At 40.1% G+C, this 17102-nt stretch carries 13 protein-coding genes, 1 other RNA gene, 1 pseudogene and 1 riboswitch; of the genes and pseudogenes, 5 read left to right on the top strand and 10 right to left on the bottom strand.

The window, feature by feature from the left end; all coding sequences use genetic code 11:
- Nucleotides 1-63: 63 nt before the first annotated feature.
- The 6 genes from dnaN to pcnB all read right to left on the bottom strand — a co-directional run bounded on the left by dnaN (nt 64) and on the right by pcnB (nt 7961).
- The gene (dnaN, locus tag BUQ89_RS00125) at nt 64-1179 is read right to left on the bottom strand and encodes a DNA polymerase III subunit beta (RefSeq protein ID WP_028461495.1); all 1116 of its coding nucleotides are present in this window, start codon (nt 1177-1179) and stop codon (nt 64-66) included.
- Between the two features lie 1668 nt (nt 1180-2847).
- The gene (dnaA, locus tag BUQ89_RS00120) at nt 2848-4212 is read right to left on the bottom strand and encodes a chromosomal replication initiator protein DnaA (protein WP_028461494.1); all 1365 of its coding nucleotides are present in this window, start codon (nt 4210-4212) and stop codon (nt 2848-2850) included.
- Between the two features lie 67 nt (nt 4213-4279).
- A complete protein-coding gene (panC, locus tag BUQ89_RS00115) occupies nt 4280-5107 on the bottom strand; it encodes a pantoate--beta-alanine ligase (protein WP_028461493.1) in 828 nt (275 codons plus the stop codon).
- 14 nt (nt 5108-5121) lie between these two features.
- Nucleotides 5122-5913 (bottom strand): 3-methyl-2-oxobutanoate hydroxymethyltransferase, encoded by a 792-nt coding sequence (panB, locus tag BUQ89_RS00110; RefSeq protein WP_028461492.1) that lies wholly within the window; start codon nt 5911-5913, stop codon nt 5122-5124.
- 139 nt (nt 5914-6052) lie between these two features.
- Nucleotides 6053-6580, bottom strand: coding sequence for a 2-amino-4-hydroxy-6-hydroxymethyldihydropteridine diphosphokinase (folK, locus tag BUQ89_RS00105; protein ID WP_143071236.1), 528 nt, complete (start codon nt 6578-6580; stop codon nt 6053-6055).
- Complete coding sequence (pcnB, locus tag BUQ89_RS00100; RefSeq protein ID WP_028461490.1) at nt 6570-7961, bottom strand: polynucleotide adenylyltransferase PcnB; 1392 nt, start codon at nt 7959-7961, stop codon at nt 6570-6572. Before pcnB ends, folK begins: the two co-directional genes overlap by 11 nt.
- 258 nt (nt 7962-8219) lie before the next feature.
- Here pcnB and rnpB point away from each other — a divergent pair.
- Nucleotides 8220-8518: RNase P RNA component class A (gene rnpB / locus BUQ89_RS00095), an RNA gene on the top strand.
- Nucleotides 8519-8620: 102 nt separating this feature from the next.
- On the opposite strand, the pseudogene BUQ89_RS14470 reads toward rnpB, so the two are convergent.
- The 3 genes and pseudogenes from BUQ89_RS14470 to BUQ89_RS00080 form a co-directional block, all read right to left on the bottom strand.
- Nucleotides 8621-9049, bottom strand: a pseudogene (locus BUQ89_RS14470) (DDE-type integrase/transposase/recombinase).
- A gap of 132 nt (nt 9050-9181) precedes the next feature.
- Nucleotides 9182-10492, bottom strand: coding sequence for a TolC family outer membrane protein (locus tag BUQ89_RS00085; RefSeq protein WP_028461489.1), 1311 nt, complete (start codon nt 10490-10492; stop codon nt 9182-9184).
- 67 nt (nt 10493-10559) lie between these two features.
- Complete coding sequence (locus BUQ89_RS00080; RefSeq protein WP_036573024.1) at nt 10560-11228, bottom strand: protein-L-isoaspartate O-methyltransferase family protein; 669 nt, start codon at nt 11226-11228, stop codon at nt 10560-10562.
- A 60-nt stretch (nt 11229-11288) separates the two neighbouring features.
- Nucleotides 11289-11395: riboswitch (TPP riboswitch) on the top strand.
- A 34-nt stretch (nt 11396-11429) separates the two neighbouring features.
- On the opposite strand from BUQ89_RS00080, the gene thiC reads away from it, so the two are divergent.
- Complete coding sequence (gene thiC / locus BUQ89_RS00075; protein ID WP_028461487.1) at nt 11430-13316, top strand: phosphomethylpyrimidine synthase ThiC; 1887 nt, start codon at nt 11430-11432, stop codon at nt 13314-13316.
- 44 nt (nt 13317-13360) lie between these two features.
- Complete coding sequence (locus BUQ89_RS00070) at nt 13361-14185, top strand: undecaprenyl-diphosphate phosphatase (protein WP_028461486.1); 825 nt, start codon at nt 13361-13363, stop codon at nt 14183-14185.
- On the opposite strand, the gene BUQ89_RS00065 is transcribed toward BUQ89_RS00070, so the two are convergent.
- The gene (locus tag BUQ89_RS00065; protein ID WP_028461485.1) at nt 14182-14634 is read right to left on the bottom strand and encodes a rhodanese-like domain-containing protein; all 453 of its coding nucleotides are present in this window, start codon (nt 14632-14634) and stop codon (nt 14182-14184) included. The genes BUQ89_RS00070 and BUQ89_RS00065 overlap by 4 nt on opposite strands.
- Nucleotides 14635-14809: 175 nt before the next feature.
- On the opposite strand from BUQ89_RS00065, the gene BUQ89_RS00060 reads away from it, so the two are divergent.
- The gene (locus tag BUQ89_RS00060; RefSeq protein WP_028461484.1) at nt 14810-15541 is read left to right on the top strand and encodes a pseudouridine synthase; all 732 of its coding nucleotides are present in this window, start codon (nt 14810-14812) and stop codon (nt 15539-15541) included.
- Nucleotides 15542-15630: 89 nt separating this feature from the next.
- Nucleotides 15631-17097: a hypothetical protein gene (locus BUQ89_RS00055; RefSeq protein ID WP_051537588.1), complete on the top strand. Its 1467-nt coding sequence runs from the start codon at nt 15631-15633 to the stop codon at nt 17095-17097.
- Nucleotides 17098-17102: the final 5 nt, after the last annotated feature.

Here is a 17102-nt window from a genome sequence, read left to right as displayed (position 1 = left end):
GGGGACTACTATAAAATTGATATTTATTAGATGTAGACAAATTTAACTTGCCTCGTTAATAGATCAAATTCTCATTGGCATTACAATGTATTTAAAATTTTCATTGTTGGGAATGGTTATCAATACACTACTGCTAGCATCTCCAAAATGGCAACGAATTGTTTCAGCACTGATATTATTTAATAGATCTAATAAATAAGTAATATTAAAACTGATATCGATCATTTCATTGTCATACTGAATTTCTATTTCTTCTCGAGCTTCTTCTTGTTCATTATTTTTGCAGATAATACATAAGGTACTGTCTGATACGATTAAACGCATTCCTCGAAATTTTTCATTTAAATTTGAGAGAATAGATACACGTTGCAATGCCTGCAAGAATATTAAGCGATCTAAATCAAATTGCTTTGTATTTTGTGTTGGAATAACACGATTATAATCAGGAAATTTGCCATCAATTACTTTAGAAATCAGCGTAATGTTTGAAAAAGAAAAGCGTATTTTATTTTGAAAAATTTCTATTATTACAGGTTCGTCATTATCATTGAGTTGCTTTCCAAGTTCTAATACAGCTTTACGTGGAAGAATAACTTCTTTTTTAGTCCTTGATTCCTCTAGATTAATTATATAGTAAGCTAAGCGATGCCCATCCGTCGCAACACCTTTTAAATCATTGTTCTCTATAAGTAATAAGAGTCCATTGAGATAATAACGAATATCTTGCTGTGCTATGGCAAATGACACATGATGTAATAAATTTTTAAGATCTTTCTGTTGCAGCGTAATGGCGGCTTCAGGTCTTGTTTCATCCGAGATTTTAGGAAAGCCATCACCCGGTAGTGTTTGTAGATTAAAAGAGCTTTTTCCAGATCTTACTTGCAATCGATTTTCTTGTATTGCCAGTATAATTTCAATATCGGATGAAAGCGCACGTAATATGTCTTGAAATTTTTTTGCTGATACTGTAATTGAAAATGTCTGTTCTATTGTTATTTTATTTTGAGTAGCTGTCTCTATTTGTACTTCAAGATCGGTTGCTAAAAAAGAAATTTTCTCATTATCTTGTTGGATTAGTACATTAGACAAAATAGGCAAGGTATGACGGCGTTCAACGATCCCAGTAACCATTTGTAATGGTTTAAGTAATGTATCTCTGCTGGTTTTTATTAAAATCATTTGTTTTAAATATAATACTAATAGGGGATTTTTGACTTGAACACAAAGAGACCTTTACAAAACTTCAATAGTTGAAAAATTAATCCTTTACAATCAATAGTAAAAAGTTTTTGGCGAGGGATTTTGCAAAGATCTCACAAATTCTATTCCTCATTCCAAGAAGTATTATTCCTATTTGGAAGATTTCAGTATTTTTATAGTGATAATTTGGAGATAGAAGCGGAATTAAAATTTTCGTTCTTCACATTTCTAATTATTATCTGCCTAAAATTTATAACAATACATCAAGATTTTAATTAAAAAAATCTCTTGATTATCTATTTTTTGATAATTACAGAATCCAATTGTTATTTATGCAGTTTCTCTTACGCAATGCTTTTTTAATATCAATTCAATCAATTTATAGATTATCGATTTTAGTGTGATGATTATTTATTCTAATTTAGCAACAGTGGAAGTGCCTCTTGAAGAATATATCCAAAATATTTTGATTTTATAGTAGTTCGAGATTATTTTTTGTTTATTTTTTACTGGTAAATAACGGTTTCGTATCCTTAAAGTGCTTAATCTTACTTTTACAAAGACCTTTACAATCAATAGTTAAAAGCTTCTGGCAAGGGTTTTTACAAAAGCTTCTTATAAATTGTTTTTAAAAAATCAAATGATCTTTCGTAATCTATTAAATTAAATGAATTTATATGTTTTATAACGTATTTTTTATATTTAACTAGAGATTCTTACTTTGAATAATCTAGTTGGAGTAATCAGTTATTCTAAATAATTTATTTTTAAAGGCGCCATTTTTTGGATAAGGGATAAGAATTATCTGTAATGATAACTTGTTTGTATGATTTTATCACTGAATTTTAAATATAAAAATTTATAACTTATTGGAGTTATTTATCCCTGCCTATCTTATTACTACTTATATTTATATATAGTAATAACTAATAGGCAATGCACAATTTGTGGATAACTTCTAATATATATCTATTTATCAATAGGATACCTCACTTTTTTCCTGTGGATAACCCATGTATTGTTTTGGGATAACTTGTGGATAAAATCTCCTTTTAATTAAAAATGGATAGTTATCCACAATTTATCCACAGGTTATCCACAGGTTATCCACAGCCTATTTTATCTTTATTTGCAGGTTATCCACAGGTTATCCACAGGTTATCCACAGGTTATCCACAGGCCGTCTATTAATTGAGGATTCTTCCTTTAAAAAATATTTGATTAATGCCATACGATAGAATAATATTTTTATTATCATAATGTTATTGTAAAAAATTTAAATTTTTAGTTGATTGAGATTTTTGTAAAAACCCTCGCCAGAAGCTTTTAACTATTGATTGTAAAGGGTTATTTTTCAACTATTGGGGTTTTGCAAAAATCTTTGATTGTATAAGCTATAAAGATTGTGTGACATGTGCTTTTTAGGAGCAAGGAACAGATATGAAAGATGGTGTTCCTTATCAGACAGAACCGGTGTAATTGCAGGATTAAAATGGTTTAGGAGGTCGTTAATTATTTAAAAGAGTGGAAGAATAAGTATTTGTTTAAATGGATATGGAAACTTGTTAGATTGCGAATTGTAATAAATTAGAAATATTTATTTTATTCTGACTTTATAAAAAAGATGTTATAACCTTTTGTTGATTATTAGCCACGTAAAATATGCAGTAATGCATTGAAATCACGATTAATAGCTGGGTCAGAAGCGCGTAGTTCATTAATTTTTCGATAACCATGAAGTATAGTTGTATGGTCTCTTCCACCAAATGCTTCTCCAATGTCAGGCAAGCTTAAGGGTGTTAGCTCTTTAGCAATGGCCATGGCCATTTGCCGAGGTCTTGCAACGATACGGGCACGTTTTTTGGAATACATTTCAGAAACTTTTATTTTGTAATAGTCAGCGACCGTTTTTTGTATATTTTCAATTGATATTTGACGATTTTGTACTGCCAATAGATCTTTTAAAGCTTCTTTTGATAAATCAAGTGAAATTTCATGACCTACAAAACGTGAATAGGCCAGTACACGTTTTAATGCGCCTTCTAATTCTCGTACATTTGAGCGTATATGTTTAGCAATAAAAAAAGCGACATTTTCATCTAGTCGAATTTTTTCCATGGAGGCTCTCTTTAGCAGTATTGCCACACGCATTTCTAATTCTGGTGGTTCAACTGCGACGGTTAATCCCCATCCAAAGCGAGAAACAAGTCGTTCTTCAAGTCCAGAAATTTCTTTTGGATAAGAATCGCAAGTAATAATAACTTGCTTATGTGCTTCTATTAGTGCATTAAAGGCATAAAAGAATTCTTCTTGAGTTCTATTCTTCCCGCCAAAAAATTGAACATCATCGACTAATAATAGGTCAAGAGAATGGTAATAGAGCTTAAATTTATCAAAAGATTTGTGCTGATAGGCATTCACGACATCGGACACGTATTTTTCTGCGTGAACATAACGTACTTTGGCTTGTTGGTTATTTTCCAAGACAAAATTTCCGACAGATTGAATTAAATGTGTTTTACCTAATCCTACACCACCATAAATGAACAGAGGGTTGTATGCTATGCCTGGTGATTCAGCTACTTGAATGGCACCCGCTCGTGCTAGCTGATTAGCTTTACCTGCAACAAAATTATCAAAATTAAAGTTTGGATTTAATTGATTTGGGTAATCGGGATTTTTTTTCTTAGATGGTCGAGAAATTTTAATAACAGGGGTGGCATCGTCCTGAATGATCGCTTTTTTTCTTATTTCTATCTGGTCAGCAAGTCTTAGTTGAAATCGAATATCATTTGAAAAATGTGCTTGAGCCATTGTTTCAATTCGGGATAAAAAATTATCTTTTACCCATTGCATGACAAATCGATTCGGCGCGATTAAAACCGCTTCAGTATGATTATTGGGTGAAGTTTCGAGCTGTAGTGGTTTAATCCAAGTATTAAATTGTTGGGCATTTAATTCTTTTTTAAAATGCTCAAGACAGGAGAGCCAGAAGGTATTTATTGCCTGCATAATTTTAGATTTTTAACAGTCTGATTAAATTAAGGAATAACAGAAACTGGAAATAAATACGTTGTTGTTAATCTAGTATTTCCAAATTATCAATCAGTCTTGTTTTACCTAGCCAAGCTGCTCCTAATACAACTAGATCTTTATCATTTGGTTTTGCTGGTGTTAGCGTACTACGCTGTATCGTAATATAATCAACTTTCCATCCGTGTTGAATCAGATTCTTTATGGCGTTGATTTCTAACATCTTGAAATCAGTATTGCCACTTATGACTTCTTGTTTTATCAGTAATAAAGATTGATATAAGCGGCAAGCTTCGAGACGCTGTTCTTCACGGAGATAATTATTTCGTGAGCTTAGTGCAAGTCCATTTGATGAACGAGCCGTTTCGCCAGAAATAATTTCAATCGGTAAATTTAATTGCTGAACCATTTCACGCACAAGCAATAGTTGTTGATAATCTTTTTTTCCAAATACGGCAGTTTTTGGCTGTACAATATTAAATAATTTCAATACGATAGTTGCAACGCCTTGGAAAAAATCCGGGCGAAATCTACCTTCTAATGTCCTTGCTAAAGGAGGTAGTGACAGCAAAAATTCCTGTTGTACTGGATAAAGTATTTTCTCACTGGGTGCAAAGATTACATTAACGCCAGCTTCTTTCAGTAAGCTGCAATCCCTCTCAAAAGTGCGCGGATATTGATTAAAATCTTCATTCGGAGAAAATTGGAGCCTGTTTACAAAAATACTGACAACATTGTAATCTGCGTGTTGCTTTGCTGTTCGTACCAGTGATAGATGTCCCTCATGCAAATTTCCCATAGTAGGGACAAAAGAAACAGATTGTTTATCTTTGAGGTATGTACGTAGAGAAATAATATCGGTAATGATTTTCACGTTCGGACCATAAATTAAAATACATGTTCCGCATCCGGAAATTTACCCATTTTGACTGCTTTGATATAGTTCTCGATTGCTTCTTGAATATCCTTGGCCCCTGGCATAAAGTTTTTTATAAATTTGGTTTTTTTACCCGGATAGACTCCTAGTAGGTCATGAAGTACCAACACCTGTGCTGAACAATCCGGGCCTGCTCCAATACCGATAGTGGGAATGGAAAGGGTATCCGTAATTTTTTTAGCAAGCGTAGCCGGAACAACTTCCATCAATAGCATATTTGCGCCTGATTTTTCTAAAATAAGGGCATCTTCCTGTAATTCTCTTGCCTTGTCATCTGTTTTGCCTTGTACTTTATAGCCTCCGAATTGATGAACAGATTGGGGTGTTAGGCCGATATGAGCACAGACCGGAATACCGCGTCGGGTTAGGAATTCAATTGTCTCAGCCATGAGACTGCCACCTTCTATTTTAACCATATGAGCTCCTGCAGCTATGAGCCTGGATGCATTTGTAAACGCGTGCTCAGGTGTTATCTGAAACGTACCGAAAGGCATATCAGCCATGATCAACGCCTTATTTGATCCGCGTGCAACACAACGCGTGTGATAAATCATATCGTTCAAGGTCACGGATAATGTTGTACTTTCACCTTGTATAACATTACCCAGTGAATCTCCAACTAATAAGATATCAATACCGGCATCTTCTAATAATGTAGCGAAACTAGCGTCATAACAGGTAAGTGCCGTTATTTTTTCGCTATTTTCATACATCTTTCGTAATGTACTTTGTGTAATTCTCATATTAATATTGTTTGAAGAATGGATATTTTTAGATCTTTATTAATATTCAGTAACTTAAACAAATTTTTAATTATTTTATCGGATCAGGCTTGTTTTTTCCTGCGCTCGCTGATTTTTCAATCGTAATATAATAGTGGTTCTAATCGTGCTGTTTAGATATTCGTTTTAATCGTTGTTCAGTACATAAAGCCAATAATTCGGTAACCGTGCCATACCCTGGGATATAGCAATCTGGAGCGATTTCCATCAGAGGTTGTAATACAAATGCCCGCTGATGCATGCGAGGGTGAGGCAAAATCAGTTCTTGTTCGTAGCATTGCTGATCATCATACATCAGAATATCGAGGTCAAGTGTGCGCGGTGCATTGAGTGATTCACGTATGCGTCCATGACGGCGCTCGATCTCAAGTAATGCCTTTAATAAATCATAAGGTTTAAGATTTGTTTCGATTTGCGCCACGGCATTAATAAAATCCGGTTGATCAAGCCGTCCTATTGGTGCGCTACAATAGAATGAGGAGCAAATAACTAAATGTGTCACCGGTAGTTGAGCCAGTTCGTTTAAAGCTTGTTGTATCTGGATTAGTGGATTTCCCAGATTACTTCCGAGCGCAATAAAGGCTTGACTGACAGGCTCCGTGGTTTGTGATACCGGGTTATTGTTCAATATCAATAACCGCTTTATTATCAGCCAGTTTTGCTGACTTTTTGGTTGATCCTCGGTGGCGTCGCTTTCTTCTGTGTTTTCTTGGTGCTTCGCTACTAATTAACATCATTTCCCGTTCATTTATGTCAGCCTGTTGAAATGTTTTCCACCACTGACCTATTTTTATATCAAGCTCATTACTTTCACAGCGTAGTAACATGAAATCATAAGATGCGCGGAAGCGTGGATGTGTTAATAAGCGAAAGGGCTTGCGCCCTGAACGAATTAGAAAATGGGGCTGCATAGCCCATATTTCTTGTATTACGGCGTCAAAACGTCGTGGAATGGCGAGTTTCTTATGCTGTATTGACAAGATGGTATCGATTGCCTTATACAGTGCTGGAAACGGTTTTTCACCTGCAGCCTGGTGTGTATTCCATGCCGCGAGTACTTCATGCCATAATAATATTGCGAATAAAAATCCAGGAGATACTGTTTTTTCCTGTCTAATACGTTCATCGGTATTTTTTAATGCAAGCGTAATAAAACGTTCACCTAATGGCTGCTCCAGTATGACATCTAACATGGGAAGAAGACCATGGTGTAAACCGCGAGCACGCAGGTCCATCACGCAAACCAAAGCATGTCCGGATAACAATAGCTTTAACATTTCATCGAACAGTCGTGAAGGAGGAACATTTTGTAATAATGGTGCTAAATTACAAATAGGTTCGGCAGTAGCTGCATCAATTTGCATTTCAAGTTTGGCTGCTAACCGAACTGCGCGTAACATACGCACAGGATCTTCACGATAGCGTTGTATAGGTGATCCGATAATGCGTAGTCTTCTTGCTTTGATGTCTTGATAGCCATTTAAATAATCATGAATTTCCTCACTGACAGGATCGTAGAATAGCGCATTAATAGTGAAGTCACGGCGTACCGCATCTTCTTCCTGGTTGCCAAACACATTATCGCGTAACAGGCGACCGTGCTGATCTATATGGTTGCTTGAAGTATGATTGCTGGTATCAATTGGAGAATGACCACGAAATGTGGATACCTCGACGACCTCAATGCCACACATTACATGAACTAGGCGGAAACGACGCCCGATGATGCGTGAACGACGAAATAGAGCACGGATTTCTTCGGGCGTAGCATTGGTTGCAACGTCATAGTCCTTCGGTTTTAATCCCAATAGTAAATCACGCGTTGCGCCACCCACAATATATGCAGTGTAACCCGCCTTTTGTAAGCCTGAAGTAACTTTTAATGCACAAGGGTTAATTTGGCTACGACTAATGCCATGGTGTGTGAACGGAATAATACGCAGCTTGGCGACAGTGTCGGAAGCGACAGTATTACGGTTAAAAATCTTGCGGAGAAGTTTACGAATCATTACGAAATACTGAAAGTTTCAAGCATAGATCGATTATACACCCGACATCAATATAGCGTGGTGCTCCACCCTTAGCTTTATTCAATTTGAACTGATTGTATTGTTGCATTAGTAATCATTTTAATTGTTTCTAATAGTAAATTTAGCTCTGTTACAAAAAATTTAATAGTGTGCCATTTATTTTATTTTTACAGTAGAACCATCCCAGATCAGCTGATTCAACATTTCTTTGTATCGCTTAATGATAGAATAAGCATTGGAGCTAGCTAGGCGGTCGCTGCCTGTTTTCATACGAACGCAGGGAGAGGAAAGTCCGGACTCCACAGAGCAGGATGTCGGCTAACGACCGACCACCGTGAGGTGAGGAATAGGGCCACAGAGACGAGCGTATTCAGTTACGGTGAAACGCGGTAACCTCCATCCGGAGCAAAACCAAATAGGCAGGCTACGATGCTGCTCGCTGAGCCTGCGGGTAGGTTGCTTGAGCGTACAGGTAACTGTGCGCCTAGAGGAATGACTGTCCCCGACAGAATCCGGCTTATCGGCTAGCTCCAACTGGCTCGACTCTGGCGCAAAAATAGCATTGATCAGAGTGAATCTCTGATAAGTTTTATTATGCGGATAAATATCGAATTGTCTCTCAATCAGACGGATTCTTTCTATGAGATCCGGTTCTTATTTCTATGCATGAGTTGGAATCCTTTGATTGTCGCATAGGCGGCCTTGATGGATTTAAAACCGCGCCCGGGATTTATCAATCGTTTGAGTTTTCCGTAATCAGTTTCAATAATGTTGTTCAGATACTTTGAGACTTTTGCAAAAGCCCTCACCAGAAGTTTTTTCTATTGATTATAAAGGACTAATTTTTCAACTATTGGGGTTTTGCAAAGGTCTCACTTTATCTGCCGATGCATGGTGTCCGGTGAGTAATTTCCTGTAGCTTTTAATTGGGTAATGGGAGGATTATAAGTGGGGGGCCTTGTCGGTATGATAGTACTAGGGTGCGCCCAGGATTTAACGGATTTCAGGGTTTTTTTCAGGAACTGCTTCGTGGCCTGGGTATTGCGTGTTGCAGAGGTCTTTACTATTTAACACGACCGAGGATTACCCCACTTTGATAATGACGTCGTTTGAAATCTAACATTGATGAACTACGTTGAAAAACTTAATAGTGCGCTACTCATCCTATTTTTTGCAACGGAACCGTACCATTGCCTTCCTTAAAGCATATTATTTATTTGTTGCAGTGTATCTTCGTCCAATTCTCCAGTTTCTGCTTTCAGACGTAATCTTGCCATCAAATAATTGTAATAGGCTTTGGCGAGATCGCGTTTTGCTGAATATAATTGTTGTTGCGCATTGAGCACATCTATTTCGATTCTTACGCCAACTTCCTGTCCCAACAAAGTGGAATCCAATTGTTTTTGACTTGATACCAGTGCTTGTTTTAATGCTTTTACCTGTGCGATTCCATTCGTTACATTCAGGTATTGCTGGCGTACTTGTAAGGCATTGTTACGCCGTGCGTTGTCCAGATCGTGTGAAGCTTTATCCTGATTAGCTAATGCTTCTCGTACACGGGACTGTACGGCAAATCCTTCGAATAACGGAATATTAAGCTGTAATCCAATTGATTTTGAGGTGAGATCTATTCCTCGGCCGGTGATAGCACCACCCACGCCAGTTTGATCACTGTATTGTGCAACCAGGTCTAATGTCGGATAGTGCTGTGCCCAGGCTTTTTTTACTTCCTGCTGTGCGAGATCATATGCTGCCTGCTGTATTTTCAGCGAGAAATTCTTTTCTTCAGCGACTTTGACCCATTCTTCCATGCTGGCATAGGATAAATTGGAGAGATCTGAGGTAATTGTTTGTGCACTTGTGAGATTCTCAGGAAAACGATCAATAATGCCTTGTAATGTACGTTTACTTATTTCCAGTGCGTTTTGCGCGGCAATTTCCTGTGCAATGGTTAAATCAAAGCGGGCTTGTGCTTCATTTGTATCCACAATAGTTGAAACACCTACTTCAAAATTACGCTTGGCTTGCTCTAATTGTTTGAGAATGGCTTTTTTCTGGGCTTCGGCTACCTCGACGTCCACCTGGGCGCTTAAGATATCAAAATAAGCTTGTGCGACGCGCAAAATCAAATCCTGTGCAGCCAGCACAAATTGTGAGTCTGCTTGAGCTACCTCAACTTTTGATTGCGCGAAAATAATAAAATTTTCTACACGAATAAGCGGTTGCGTGGCCGAAATAACCACCCCTCGATTTTGGATGGTCACTTCTGAACCTAGATTTGTATCAACTTTCTGAGTTTGGCGTGTTCCAGAGAGCACAATATTAGGTAATAATCCAGCTCTGCCCTGAGGTAACTTTTCCTGGGCAGCTAGATAAGCTGCCCGCGCCGATTGATATTGCGCATCCCGATCTAGCGCCTCTTTATAAATATCCATTAAATTAGCAGCATATACTTGACTGTGTAAAATAATACCGCCGATTAAGATATAAACATACTGCAGGAATTTCATTTTGATTTCCGATGATATTGTTTCGGAGCTGATGAGATCTCAGCAATAGGCTGGCTTGCATTAAAAATCAGAAGACAAATTTTTCTGATGGCTGTGCATTTTCGAGTGGGATCGTGCAGGTTTCAAACAGTTTTTTTGTTGTGTATGCTCCGGGAGCTGTACAGGTGATGAGTATTGCTTCCATCGCAGGCTCTTCTCCTACGATTGCGAACAGGCGCCCGCCCGGATTGAGATTTTCCTGAAATGTTTGCGGTAATACCGGGGTAGATGCGGTCAGCACGATCACATCATAAGGTCCATGTTTAGGCCAGCCATGGGCGGCATCACCCTGTTCTATAGTGACATTATGAATATCGTGTGCATGAAGATTTATTTCTGCCATGGTTTTCAGTTCAGGCACAATCTCTACACTGTAGACATGACTACTTTTTTCGGCTAATAAAGCGGTCATGTAGCCACTGCCGCTTCCGATTTCCAGCACTTTATCTGTTTTCTTTATATACAATTCTTGTAAGATACGTGCTTCCATTTTAGGTGTAAGCATTACTTGGCCATGTTCCAGCGGAATTTCCATATCGATGAATGCCAGGGAGCGGTAGGCTGCCGGTACAAATTCTTCGCGCCGGATCTTGTATAATAATTTCAGAATATCCGCATCCAGTACATACCATGTGCGAATTTGCTGCTCAACCATGTTAAACCGTGTTTGTTCAAGATTTTTAGTATCGAGGTTCATATTAGCTTTATTCATTAGAGTAACAGACTTGCAATTATTCCATATTTCCATTAGCTTCACAGCATCAGCTAGGGGTCCTTTTTCGGAATCATCCGAAATGCTGGTGAGACAGTCCCTTAATACCTGACGCGGATAATGCCGCCGTAGGGAAGCTGGGACTAATCCTCCCGCTCTTTATGGCATCTCAAGGAGCATATATTTATGAGTATGACAGTTTTAGACCAGAAAGATTTTTTAAATACAACGGCTCAGGTTGACGAAGCGGCCGTTAAACCTTTGCCTAATTCACGGAAGATCTACGTCTCCGGTTCCCGATCTGATATTCAGGTGCCGATGCGCGAGATCAGCCAAACTGATACAGCTGCCAATATGGGGGCAGAGAAAAATCCACCTATTTATGTATATGATACTTCAGGTCCCTATACGGATACCACTATGAAAATAGATATTCGTTGTGGCTTGCCTGTTTTGCGTGATAACTGGATAGATGAACGTGGCGACACTGAAGTTCTTTCTGGTCCCGTTTCAGACTATGGTCAGAAACGTCAGGCGGATCCTGGATTGGCAAAAATGCGCTTTAATCTGAAGCGCCAGCCACGTCGAGGAAAAGCAGGAATGAATGTGACACAGATGCATTATGCCCGTCGCGGAATCATTACTCCAGAGATGGAATTTATCGCTATCCGTGAAAATCAGCATTATGAAGCATTAAATCACAAGTTACTTGCCCATCAGCATCCCGGACAGGATTTTGGTGCCTCTTTACCGAAGCAGATTACACCCGAATTTGTCCGAGATGAAGTGGCAAGAGGGCGGGCGATCATTCCGGCTAATATTAATCATCCCGAATCTGAACCTATGATTATTGGTCGAAATTTTCTGGTGAAGATTAATGCCAATATCGGTAATTCTGCGCTTGGTTCCAGTATTCAGGAAGAAGTTGAGAAAATGACCTGGGCTATTCGCTGGGGTGGTGATACGGTAATGGATCTTTCAACCGGAAAAAATATTCACGAAACTCGCGAATGGATTATTCGTAACAGCCCTGTACCGATTGGTACCGTACCGATTTACCAAGCACTGGAAAAAGTAAACGGTAAGGCAGAAGAGCTGACCTGGGAAATCTTTCGGGATACCCTGATTGAACAGGCAGAGCAGGGAGTGGACTATTTTACTATCCATGCGGGAGTCCGCCTTGCTTATATCCCTATGACAGCAAAACGGATGACAGGAATCGTCTCGCGTGGCGGCTCAATTATGGCAAAATGGTGTCTTGCGCATCATGAGGAAAGTTTCCTTTATACGCATTTTGAGGAAATTTGTGAAATCATGAAGGCCTATGATGTCAGTTTCTCATTAGGCGATGGTTTGCGCCCAGGCTCCATTTATGACGCTAATGATGAAGCGCAGTTTGCAGAGTTAAAAACACTGGGTGAATTAACTCAGGTGGCCTGGAAACACGATGTGCAAGTTATGATAGAGGGTCCCGGCCATGTTCCTATGCATCTTATTAAAGAGAACATGGATCTGCAATTGAAATACTGTGATGAAGCGCCATTTTATACCCTGGGTCCGCTGACGACTGATATTGCGCCAGGTTACGATCACATTACTTCAGCCATTGGTGCAGCGATGATCGGCTGGTACGGTACTGCAATGTTATGCTATGTAACACCTAAAGAGCATCTCGGTTTACCCGATAAGGACGATGTTAAGGATGGCATTATTACCTACAAGATTGCAGCGCACGCAGCGGATCTGGCTAAGGGTCATCCTGGCGCACAGATTCGGGATAATGCGCTTTCCAAGGCTCGTTTTGAATTCCGCTGGGAAGATCAGTTTAATCTTAGCCTTGATCCCAATAAAGCACAGCAATTTCATGATGAAACTTTACCGCAGGAAGGTGCAAAATTAGCTCATTTTTGCTCGATGTGCGGACCCCATTTCTGTTCTATGAAGATTACACAGGATGTACGTGATTATGCGGCCAAACAAGGCGTGAGCGAAGATGAAGCCTTGAAGCAAGGAATGCAGCAGAAATCCAGTGAGTTTGTAGAAAAAGGGGCAGAAATTTACAGTAAATTATAATTGCTTATTTTCTCTCGTCTGGAAAAACATTAGGATCATTCGATATGGATTGGATTTTATTAATAAAAGCATTGATCCTGGGTGTTGTCGAGGGATTAACCGAGTTTTTGCCTATTTCTTCAACGGGTCATCTCATTTTGGTGAGTGACCTGCTTAATTTTAATGACGAACGGGGAAAAGTTTTTGCAATTGTGATTCAATTGGGCGCGATATTGGCGGTATGTTGGGAATATCGCGCCCGGATTACTCAGGTGGTCGAAGGTATTGGCTCAGACAAGAAAGCACATCGTTTTATATTCAATCTGTTTATTGCTTTTTTACCCGCTGCAATTTTGGGTCTTTTATTCATTAAAGTAATTAAAGATTATTTATTTCACCCTGTTCCTGTCGCATTAGCGCTGATTATCGGTGGTATATTGATACTATGGGCTGAACGTAGAACACATGTGATCGATGTTGAGCAGGTGGACGATATGGACTGGAAACACGCCCTAAAAATAGGGTTTGCACAATGTCTTGCCTTGATACCAGGCACTTCTCGTTCTGGTGCCACCATTATTGGTGGCTTATTCTTTGGTTTATCACGCAAGGCAGCAACGGAATTCTCATTTTTTCTAGCCATTCCGATTATGTTTGCGGCTACTTTTTATGATGTCTATAAACACCATGAAATTTTAGTTTTCGATGATCTGGGTATATTTACAGTGGGTTTTATTGCCGCGTTTATTAGCGCCCTGTTAGCTGTACGTGGTTTGTTACGTTTTATTAGTAATCATGATTTTACTGTATTTGCCTGGTATCGAATTGTATTTGGAATAATGATTCTGGCGACGGCACATTTCGGGCTGATTGCCTGGTCGGATAGTTAGCTTTGTTCCCATGGTAAGGCAGCTGCTTTCCAACCGGAGACCGTCCCTCGGTGACCTTTTTCATCCTTTTCTCCTTCGAATCCTTCAAGAATATTGTAACAGCTTGTAAAATTTGCCTGGCTGGCCAGGGTGGCGGCATGGCTTGAACGGACGCCACTGCGACAGAGAAACATAAGGGGTGATGTTTGATCGACCTGGTCGGAAAGCTGCTCAAGGAAATCCGGGTTTAATTGCATATCCGGATAAGATCGCAATTCGATTCCGATTGCATGGGGAATTCTTCCAACCCAATCCAGCTCTGCTTTTGAGCGTACATCTATCAACTGAATGCCTGGCATCACTTGTAGTAAAGTATAGGCCTCTGCGGGAAATAGCACACCAGAATAGGGTAGTCCCATTTCTTTAGCACGCTGTTGTGCATTTTCTAATATAACTGTGGTCTTTTCCATCGATATAATTCCAATGATAGTGATTGATAAAAAATTGGATGATGCCTGTAAAACTGAACACTTTGATATAGGCACGGATCCCGCCGTATTCTTTGTCCGGGTAAAAAAGAGGCATTAATTATAAATAATATTATAATGACTCAATTAAAATTATACAGTCCGGGCTCAGTTTTTCATGGAAAAAATTCGCTTATCTAAAGTTATGTCTGAACAAGGTATTTGTTCTCGCCGAGAAGCTGATCGTTATATTGAGCGCGGGTGGGTATTTGTCGATGGCGAACGGGTTTCTGAGTTGGGAGTGAAAATTTACCCGACACAGAAAGTCAAACTAAATCAAGCAGCGCAGATACAGCAGCGCAGCTATGTAACCATTCTATTAAACAAGCCAATCGGTTATGTTTCTGGGCAACCCGAAAAGGGCTACCAGCCGGCGGTCAGTTTGATTAATCGAGAATCCCAGTTTTTGAGCCATCCATTGCAGCAACGATTTAATCCGGTGCATTTGCAAGGGTTGGCGCCTGCGGGAAGATTAGATATTGATTCACAAGGCTTAATTGTGTTGACACAAGCTGGCCATATTGCCAGACAGTTAATTGGTGCTGATTCTAAAATTAAAAAAGAATATCTAGTTCGTGTGGAGGGATCACTAACAGGAGAGGGGCTGGCATTATTGAATTATGGCCTGAGCCTGGACGGAAAAATGCTCAAACATGCACAAGTGAGCTGGCAAAATCAAGATCAATTACGCTTTGTTTTGAATGAGGGCAAGAAACGTCAGATTCGTCGTATGTGCGAGTTAGTAAATTTAAAAGTTCTCGGATTAAAGCGAGTGCGCATTGGAAAAATAAAACTGGCTGACTTACCTGAAGGAAAATGGCGTTATTTACAAGCATCTGAAGCCTTTTAAAAAAAAGGATTTATTTATCTGCTTTTTTTAACGAGTAGTGAATTAAGTTACTAAGCAGAATCAATGAAGACTAAATAACTATCCATGCCATGATCAGCCGATTTATGATGGTGAGTGCGGCACTGGTGCTCAGTGGTTGTATGTTAACGTCGCCAGCGCTACCCGTTGTGACGAAGAATGGGGCGCTTGACCGCTGCTGGGAGTTGTATCAGGACCTGGATCAGACTGTTGCTGATCATGGCGTCACACCATCACGACCCGAACGTATAACGGGATTTCCTTATCTACGGATGACGCGGTTTCTGGCTAGTTATAGTCAACAGGACTTAAGCAATGAGGCGCTGCAAAGCTGGTTGAAGCGCCTCATGGATGCGGATCAGGCCGCCCGATCAGTTGAGCTGGCTTCGCTGGAGAAATCGGAAAAAGGCTGGTTAAGCACTCGTTATGGTACCGATTTAACCCGGCTGCTGGAAGATTGCGCGCATAGGCTGGTGGCGATAGGTTTGGCCCGGCCCGAACGTCTAGCACTGCTGCGTGAACAGGCTGTCGCTGCCTCCGAGTACCGCTTGTTGAATCAGGTATTCGGATTATATCCGTTATTGAGCCTGCCCGTCAGATTCGGTGTGAATCGATATCAAAAAAGAGTCCATGCGGTTTTTGCACAGTCCCTGGAAATGCTTCCCGTGCAGGGGCAGATCCGTCGATTTCAAATGCCGCCCAGGGATGTGTATGATGCATCGGATGGTATGGCGTATGACGCGCTGGGTATTCCGTTGCCTACGACGAGACAGCTTGAAGCCTTGTTTGCGATGCATGCCCCGGTTTGGGAAATCGATGTCGTGGATAACTATGACTTGCCTGGCAGACCCGTTTGGCAGACAAACAATCAACCGAGCGTCGATTATTCTACAGGACTGGTTTACTACTATCCATCTTATACCCGTTGGCAGGGACAAGCCTTATTACAGCTTAATTATCTGATCTGGTTTTCTGAGCGACCCAGCACGAATATAGTCGATATCTTTAGTGGTGCTTTGGACGGATTGCTGTGGCGGGTAACCCTGGATACTGCCGGTAATGTGATGATTTACGATAGTATTCATGCTTGTGGTTGTTATCATTATTTTTTCCCAACGGCCTCATTGGTATTGCGCGCCGAAGCAGCTGAGCTACCCGAACCACCACTGCTGCCGCAGTCGGCGCCATCGCTGACAATTGGCCAACGCCTGATCATCCGGATTGCTTCCGGTAGTCACTATATTCAAAAATTGTATGCAGATATGCCATCCGGTCGGACCTTACATGGGCGTTCGTATCAGGAACTCTACTTTACTCCGACAAGGAATAAAGGGCATCGCAGCTTATTTCGTCCCGATGGCCTAATCGAAGGGAGCGCACGCCTGGAACGCTGGCTGTTGTGGCCGATGGGTGTCCCATCGGCTGGCGCGATGCGAGAACGTGGGCATCATGCCACTGCTTTCATTGGGCGTCGCCATTTTGATGATGCAGCCTTACTCGAAAGCTTATTCAAACCCGTTTCTGGACCTGTATATTGAATAAA

This window comes from Nitrosomonas cryotolerans ATCC 49181, from assembly GCF_900143275.1.
Taxonomy (GTDB): domain Bacteria; phylum Pseudomonadota; class Gammaproteobacteria; order Burkholderiales; family Nitrosomonadaceae; genus Nitrosomonas; species Nitrosomonas cryotolerans.
Note: the sequence above shows the minus strand (reverse complement) of the source record. Positions and strands in the feature narration are given on the sequence as shown.